Source organism: Thauera phenylacetica B4P, assembly GCF_000310225.1.
Lineage (GTDB): Bacteria > Pseudomonadota > Gammaproteobacteria > Burkholderiales > Rhodocyclaceae > Thauera > Thauera phenylacetica.
On sequence record NZ_AMXF01000659.1, the window covers coordinates 1 to 237 of the forward strand.

1 rRNA gene is annotated in these 237 nt (G+C 51.1%); it reads right to left on the reverse strand.

The window, feature by feature from the left end:
* Positions 1-72: ribosomal RNA gene (gene rrf / locus C667_RS24165) — 5S ribosomal RNA — on the reverse strand; the annotation flags it as partial.
* Positions 73-237 lie beyond the last annotated feature (165 nt).

Sequence of the window (237 nt, forward strand, 5' to 3'; positions counted from 1 at the left end):
ATCGGCGCGTGTGCGTTTCACGGTCCTGTTCGGGAAGGGAAGGGGTGGTTCCACACAGCTATGGTCGTCAGACTTTGACTTGTTGCCTGCGTTTGCAGGCCAAAGGAGGAAGAAGTGTTGTGTGATTGTCTGGAGATCGTGTTGATGTCCAGAGAAACGAGTACGTTTTGTTTTGAAGGTTATAGGATCAAGCCACACGGGCAATTAGTACCGGTTAGCTGAACGTGTTGCCACGCT